This window comes from Pseudoalteromonas sp. APC 3224 (assembly GCF_030407535.1).
GTDB lineage: Bacteria > Pseudomonadota > Gammaproteobacteria > Enterobacterales > Alteromonadaceae > Pseudoalteromonas.
In genome coordinates, this window is the sequence record NZ_JASDDF010000062.1 from 1 (window position 1) to 8,001 (window position 8,001).

Consider the following 8,001-nt stretch of genomic DNA (forward strand, 5'->3'; position numbering starts at 1 on the left):
CATTAATTGTATTTTGAAATTCATTAATAGTTGCTTCATCACTTATTAACTGTTGAATTTTAGATGTGAAAATGAGATGTGAGAATAAATTGGACTGATTTTCTTTATATAGACTTTCAAATATAGCATTTGATTTTTTAGGGTTTTCTGAAAGGTTTGCTAACCCAATTACATATCTTCTGAAAATGTCTGCTTGCGTTATCCAATGTTTGAAATTGATATTATTTTCGAACTTTTCTTCTAGTTTCGGTATTGGTAAATCATTTATTGATTTTTCTTTTTCTAATAATTGATCATCTGAGTAGTAACTTACGAGTAAGTCATATTTGTATTCAAAGGTAGCCCATTGGAAAATCATTTCTTTTACTTTAATCATTTCTTTGTAGCGGTGATTTTCAAAGAAAAGATTAGCTTTATTTAAAGCTAATCTAGCTAAATCTAATTTTGAAGACTCCAGAGCTAAAGAGAACGACTTTTCTATGAAATCTATACTAGACTCGTCTTTTTCTGAATAGTCTGTAGAGTCAATAACTGATAGAACTCTATTTCGTCTAATACTTTTATGTGTGTTAGCGTATAAGGTTAATATCGCTGATAGTGGGGCTTTTGAACTCAAACCCATTAATAATTCATCAAATAAAGCATCACTAAAATCATTGATAATTTTGGTTAGTTTACCCCATAAATCGTAACGTTCATTATTAGATGCGGTATAACTATCATTGAAAATTGGAAATCTAACCTCTTTACTTTCAAAGCCGAATTCAATAATTATATCTCTGATTATTCTTTCTATTTGGGTATTATTTGATTCAGGCAAAGAAAACAAGTTAATCAAAACTTGTATGTAGTTTTTAATCGTCTGCATAAACTGAATAGGGTTCGCTTCATTATTAGAAGAGAAACCTGTCATTAAATTCATTTTTGTGGGAAGGATTTTTGTAAAGTGTTCTATAGCAATCATATTATTGAGACCTTCCCAATACAATTCATCATAGAAGCTATCCGCATCTAGGCACGATGAGTCATTTGAAAGGCTTAAATCAAACAATTGTTTATAATGTTCTAATATCTCATTTTCGATTTGATATGTAATACTCGTTTTACTTAAAGTTAATTCTTTTTTACAACACTCCAACATTTTGAATAAAACGTACAGTTTATACTTTGCCCTTATACGGTCTAATTCAATTAATTTAATATCACTCAATAAGTATTGAAAAATATTTATTATATTATCCTTACCTGAGTTGGAGATTAAAAAGTTCAGACAACTCAATTCAATAGAGTCAGCATCAACATGGCTGTTGATATTATTTTTCGCTAAATATAATACCAACTTTGATAATTCATCTTCTCGGCTATTATTAATCGCCACATTGATTGTCGAGACACAAAGAAGTTCAACCACATTTTCTATAGTCTTTTTATACTCATCGTTATTGCTTCGATATTTTATTTGAATTTGATGTAGTAATTTGTAGAACCCAGCAAGGAAACAGTCAGGCTTTGAAAGAAGATAAAGATTGAAGTTATTATAGTTTCTTATAGAGGGGTGATTAAGTAATAAATGGCGTAAAACAATATTGTTTTTTGATTTTACAAATAATTCATCCAGATATCCTCTGCTACTTACATATGGATAGCCGATAAAAATATCATAATCAATGACGGAACGTAATGAGGAATATATAAGATTTGAATGATGCATTTGATTGTTGTGCCTGCTCCAATCAATCAAATTAATGTCACTTTCAAAGGTTTCTACTTTATTTATTCGATACATTTTAATAACTTGCTCTAAAGACAACGATTGGGATACTACTTCATCAGGTTTTATTTCTTTTTTACTCTTTTCATTCAGACCAAGATTGATGTGTGTAGTTCTAGAGGTAAAAAAAAGGCTCTGCTCAAACCCACGTTGACTTATTAGGAGGTTATGGTACTGCTTAAGTGACATTTGCAATAAAGTTGAATTGTCGATATTTGATTTACAAAATGCTATGAAAATTGATTTTTCGTCATTATCAAATATATCTTCATTGGGCATACCTATAACATCAATATAAGATTGTCTTAGGTCATAATATTTGTTTATGATTTTTTCTTGAGCTTCATATTGAACAAATTTTTTCCAAAAATAGTGATTAATTAATTTTCCAGAACCCCAACCATGCTCAGTAATATTAACGGTATATAGAACGCTATCTTTAACTATTTCAATGTTATAGTGCTCAAATTTATAATCAAAAGGTATAATTTGGTTAAAAGTAGCCTTATTAATAACAAATGTTGTTGGTGTTAAGTTTGAGTAACCCTTTTGAATGTTTTTGAGGTTTTCAACAAATCTTAGCAAAGGTATAAGTGAATCATCAACTTCATCATAACGATGTTTTGAAGGAAGGTCTGCATTGATACGTACCCAGTTATGCTCAAAAGTAAGTATTCCTAATTCTTCTAAAAGTGAGAAATCAAAGTTCTCTGTTAAAGATACGCTTTCACCATTACTATTCGTCCAATGCAGTTCTCCTGAATGCATTTTGATAACCGTATTACGACTTAAACGAGGGGTTTTCAGTTTTAAATTTATTAATATCTCGGCAATGAAATTGGCTTCAATATGTTTACTAGCATCCAAATCGTGCTGTATTTGAGTTTTGTGCGTATTAGATGGGGTTAACAGCTCGTTCAGTTCTGATATTTTTAGAGGCTTTTTATTGTAATGCAAAGTTGAGACCTTACTGTATCCGTTCAGTACGTATATTCTATACATGTTTTGCTAAACACAAACACTTAAATCAAACTTATCAACAGTATTATTCAGTACAGTTATTTACAGAACTCCAAGTAAGAGCCTTTTTGCCATTCTGGCAAATGGTAAGTTAAAAGTAATTTTTGGCTTTGTATGGGTGTTTGATATGAGTTAGAGCTTAGTTAAGAGCTTTAGCTATTTGAAATGTTGTATTTAACTGCAATTTTATTTAACAGTGATAGCTTTAGCTCTTTTTAGATAATAGGGAGCTTTAGCTAACTCGTTTCAGCTTTAGGTTATGCCTTTTCTACCTTCCATGAATAATGCCTTGTGATTATGGCTTTACCAGCGAACCACAAGCCTTTTACTTTGAGTATGAGTTCACCATCGTAATAGCTTTGCAAACACTCGCCAGTTTCCTCAACGATGTTTAAATCGTAATGCAATTTGATAGGTCTATCCTTTAGTTTTGTGTGTAAACCGCCCATAGCGAGTATATAGCCTTTCCAATCACTGTTATCAGCAGCAAAGCGAGCTTGCTCCAATAGGCTGTCTTTTTTATCATTAAATACAGAACGTAAACGTCTTAATTCGCGCCATACAGATACACTGGCACCGCCAATTTGTTGAAACTGACGAATACACCAGCAAGAAGCCCACGCATCAATACGTTGTGCTACAAGCAGCGAATCGTTACCAAATTTATCTTCACCTACACCTTCACCATCTATATTTTTCGCTATGTATTTTAAAATATAGCCAGTTGCAGAGCCTTTGTTTGGGTCTATATGTTTAAAGTCACAACGGTTTTCCGCTGCGCCTTTTTCGTCACCATCAACTTCTAACGCGTAATAGCGAATAATTGCTTTCAAAGCGCTTAACTTTTCGCTCTCAATAAAAAACAGCATATGCCAATGCGGTGTTCCATCATGTTGTGGCTCTGCTACACGAAAACCATAAGGCGCAATATTTTGACGTTTAAACTCTGCGCGGGCTTTTTGCCATTGTTGGTTTAAATAGCTATTGGCTTCATCAGGCATAAAACCTTCCCACTTAGGGTTAGCAGCTCCCGACTTTGAAAAAGCACGATGGTATTTAGAAGGGCAGGTAACCGTAATAAAAAGTGCTTCATGTCCTAGCTCTTTCGCTAGGTCTTCAAAGCCTCTTGCACGGCATAGCAATTCATCTTTTCGTATCTTAGGGTTTGATACATTTAGGTCTGATATTTCCTTTAACGAGTAGCGTTGGCCTTGCTCGTTAAGTATGTAAGTTGAGCTAAGCAGTTCGTCATTTCGCTGGCGCTGAGTAATGCGGTTTTGAGTTGTTATATTGCTCGCATAAATTTCTCTTTTTCTGTTTACGAAATTTAAATGCAGTGCAGCTTTTTCGTTTGCTTGAGTAATGAGTTTGCGAAACTTTCGCAGCCACCAACGATTATCGATGTAACGTTTTATGCAGCCTGATATTTTTATGTTGTTTTTAGGCTCTATCGGCGAAACACCAAACTTAACTGCGTAGTTTGATAAAAAATCAAAAAGGGCTTTTTGCTTGGCATCAGCGAATTCGCTATCAATTTCGGTATTAGTAGAGCGAATAGCAGCGGATTTTTCGCTTTTGGTTTCGCTGTTAGTGATTTTACTACTACGAAACTCATGCGAAATGGTTCGCTCTAGTTCGCTATCATTTCGCTGTTTTTGTTTAGCTTGATAGTAAAGAAAGTTAACTTTTTCGGGGTTAATGGCAATCTGGCGGCAATAGTTTGCACACTCTTTTGCTATGTTATTAATATCATCATCAAAGCAAAAAAATAGGTGTGCGAGTTTTTTAGGTAAGAGTTTATAAAGCTTATTTGTTGTATCTAAAACATGGCGGTTGCGCTCAAAGTTATTAGGCTTACTAAAAGCATCAGTTAAAATTGTGCTTTTAATTTTATTAGAGAATGGCGCTAATTTTTTAGTTAAAAACGCCGCATCATACCTATCAACTAATGCTAAATACGGCGTTAAAATATCGTCTTGTTCATTAATCGCTTTTGCAATTAATGTTTCTCTAAAGGTACTCATTGGTTATTTAGGGTTAGCGTAAGCAAACACAAAACCACGACCTTTTTTAGTCAAAAAGTAATGTTCATATTTAACGCCAAAGTGATAAATTATTTCACTTGTTACAAGTTCTTCGTTAACCAACTTACCAAGTGTACGCGTATCAAATTTAAACGGCTGGCCATGCTTACTAACATAGGTATGTAGTCCGTTCATTTGTCGATATGAATAACCAATCTCACGGCAAATTTCGAAATAGGTATTTTCTAACGATAACCAAATTAGTAGTCGAGTTTGCTCTTTAGTTAACTTAGGCATGATCACCCCCGTTAGGGTTTTGGCCTAAATGCTCCAAGCGACAAAAGTTATTTAACCAGTTATCTAAATCATCTTTTAAATAACGAACAGTGCGACCAATTTTAATAAATGGCGGGGCAGGGGTTCTATTAGTGCGGTTGCCTTCCATACGTGATTGACGTAAGAAAGAGCGGCTCATACCGATATATTCGGCTGTTTCTATTTCTGATAATGCGCGTTTGTTTGTGCTGGTTGGCATAAGTGCCTCCTGAGTTATTAACGTTTCAGGAGGTGTTTTACAATGCAGATTTTTTTAAATGAGCTTATCGATGAGTTGGATGAGCTTATCGATGAGTTTTAATTGGTATTTTTGTTAAATAGTTTCTTTTTTACTTTGGAGACTCTATTTGCAAAAGCATTATAGCTAATCGGCAATCTTGGTTTACCGTTTCTATCTTTCCATTTGATATGACTAACAGTGATTTCTGTTAGTAAGTTATATTTATCAAATACCCTATACTCTTCAAGGTCATCTAGCTCATTTTCAAGGCTTCGCCAATAGAGTTTAGCTGTGTGTTCTGGTTCTGCCTCTACTAGCCTAAACAACAATTCATTAAAATCATCTGAGCGGTTTTTACTAGTGGTGACTGAAAGAGCTAAATTGTTAGGTGAAACTATATCAGTGGGGCTTACAGGTTGTGTAACGCCAACTTTTACGAGGTCATTGTGTAACATGCATGCATCAGCTAGCTTTAATTCAATAAATTGAGAATCTAATTGTACCTTTGGCAAGTTTTCATCGAGTTCTTTTACATTTCTCTCTGGTTTTTCATAGCTGGGAATAATCATTTTGAAAGCTTTGTCCATCCCATTTATAAGAGTACGGTATACATACTCTTTTTCAATAGGTAGTAGCTTTGCTGGAATAGACTGCCATTCTATTTCATGCAGTTTTTTAGGCTGCCACATGTATAGAAATGTATTAGGAAAAGCTAATTGAAACGGATATTCCGTAATCCAATTTTGTATTTTTTCTTTTTCGGTTAGCCAGAAGTGGTCGCAACTAACTTCTTTTTCAGAAAGCAAAGCTAGCTGATTATTTTTGCTTATTCTTACAAAACCTTGATAACTAGCTTTAGCGAATCCAATAAAGCCTTTTTCTTTTCTCCATCCACCTATTATGTATTCTTTTTTATCTAGCCTAAATATTAGCTCCAGCTTTGAATTTTCAACTAAATAAAGCACATCACTAAAAGATAAGTTGAACCGTTTTTCAAGTTCATCTAAACGGTAATATTCTTTTTCTATCATTAATTATTTCTACTCATTAAAAGGTAAGCTAGGCAAAAGGAAATACAAACAATGTTAAAAATATCAGAAAATGATTTAAGGATCATTAACCTATAAAGCTAACTAGTATTAACTTGGTGTTTGGTTCCGATTTAAACCAAGCATGATGCGGTTTACAGCTGTATATATGATAGCGATTATGGCGATAAAACAAGTTTACTTAGGCTTGATGGTATTTTAAGTAGGTAGTTTCGGTTTAAACCAAGCGTCATACGGTATACAGCTGTATATGTGATGGTTATTAGAGTGATAAAAAGACGTATCAGATTACATACATTTTTAGATAGTAAGCTTTCGGCTTAAAGCCAAGTAAAATGCGGCTTACAACTGTATAGCGAAATAGAATTAAGCTATAAAACAAGCCTACTTAGGCTTAGATGGTATTTTAAGCGGTTAGTTTCGGTTTAAGCCAAGCGTGACGAAGTATACAGCTTCATATGTGATAGTGATTAGGGTGATAAAACAAACCTATCAGATTACATGCATTTTTAGATAGTAAGCTTTTGGCTTAAAGCTAATTTTAAAGCGGTTTACAGTCATACAGAAAATAAAGTTGAAGCTGAACATTTAACCTATAAGGCTTAATTATGTGAGCGATTATTAAACTCCGGTATATATAAAATACTTATGAGTTATTATTTTAATTTCATTTTAGGGTCCGTCCTTATGTTTATTTAAAGTTTTGAGTTTCTTCCATAACATTAACGTCATATATACATCAGCTTGATTGGAGCCTTCATGCGTATCTGGAAATTCTCTTGATTTTTTTATGTTTTCCTTAAATGTATTACCAAGGCTACTTCCCAAAATGTTTGGCCAATACTCTTCTCGTATATCTGTGTGTTTTTTAGGCGGAACAAATGAAGAGCCTCTCAGAGAAAGTGATAACTCATTAACTTGTTCGAGGTCATAACGATTACCGTTATAAGTAACAATTTCATGTGCCCTCTCTAATCTTTCAATTGCGTTTATACGTTTATCACCACGATAGGGAATATATCTACCGCCATTTGTATTCTGTACCCCAATAATATTTTCACCAACATCAAAAACTAAAATCGACATATCTACTCCACTCTAAAGCATAACGGATGCTAATTTGCTTTATTTATATGGGTTTTAACTTTTCTAGCATTGCAAAGCCAAAATTTAAGTATATTACCAAATGGAAAAAGTTTTCATTAAAACTAACTATAGTAAATTAAATTTAGTATGCTATTGAATAGTTATCAATGGGGGCTATATACAGTTATGAAATGTCTATTACTAGCAATATTAATCAGTATATTAACTTTAAGTGGGTGTACTACTTCTGATGTTATAATGACTGGAAGCGCAAGGGTTGCAACATCACCTTCTGAAATATCCTTTTATCTAAGACCACCTAAACAATTTGAATCAATAGGGCTTGTTACGGCAGTATCTAATTCAACGCCACTTCTAAGCAGTAATAAAAATAGCGCACTTAAAGAGCTGAAAAAGAAAGCTTCTAGCGTTGGTGCTAATGGCTTAATTTTAATGAATGAGTCCACTTTAGGAGCTCAAGTTGAATTAAAAGCG

7 protein-coding genes are annotated in these 8,001 nt (G+C 33.5%); 1 reads left to right on the top strand and 6 read right to left on the bottom strand.

The features are described from left to right. The 6 genes from QL989_RS18810 to QL989_RS18835 all read right to left on the bottom strand — a co-directional run. Positions 1-2,728 (bottom strand): hypothetical protein (locus tag QL989_RS18810; protein WP_290171653.1); only part of this gene is annotated, 2,728 nt, incomplete at its 3' end. A 320-nt stretch (positions 2,729-3,048) separates the two neighbouring features. Next, a complete protein-coding gene (locus QL989_RS18815; RefSeq protein ID WP_290171655.1) occupies positions 3,049-4,815 on the bottom strand; it encodes a replication endonuclease in 1,767 nt (588 codons plus the stop codon). A gap of 3 nt (positions 4,816-4,818) precedes the next feature. Further along, complete coding sequence (locus tag QL989_RS18820) at positions 4,819-5,112, bottom strand: hypothetical protein (protein WP_290171656.1); 294 nt, start codon at positions 5,110-5,112, stop codon at positions 4,819-4,821. After that, positions 5,105-5,350 (bottom strand): DNA-binding protein, encoded by a 246-nt coding sequence (locus QL989_RS18825; protein WP_290171657.1) that lies wholly within the window; start codon positions 5,348-5,350, stop codon positions 5,105-5,107. Before QL989_RS18825 ends, QL989_RS18820 begins: the two co-directional genes overlap by 8 nt. A 98-nt stretch (positions 5,351-5,448) precedes the next feature. Further along, positions 5,449-6,402 carry a hypothetical protein gene (locus QL989_RS18830; RefSeq protein ID WP_290171658.1) on the bottom strand — a complete coding sequence of 318 codons (954 nt, stop codon included), beginning with the start codon at positions 6,400-6,402 and terminating at the stop codon, positions 5,449-5,451. Positions 6,403-7,092: 690 nt separating this feature from the next. Further along, the gene (locus tag QL989_RS18835) at positions 7,093-7,506 is read right to left on the bottom strand and encodes a ribonuclease H-like domain-containing protein (protein WP_290171660.1); all 414 of its coding nucleotides are present in this window, start codon (positions 7,504-7,506) and stop codon (positions 7,093-7,095) included. A gap of 258 nt (positions 7,507-7,764) precedes the next feature. On the opposite strand from QL989_RS18835, the gene QL989_RS18840 reads away from it, so the two are divergent. Beyond that, the coding region (locus QL989_RS18840; protein ID WP_290171662.1) for a hypothetical protein at positions 7,765-8,001 on the top strand (237 nt) is incomplete at its 3' end.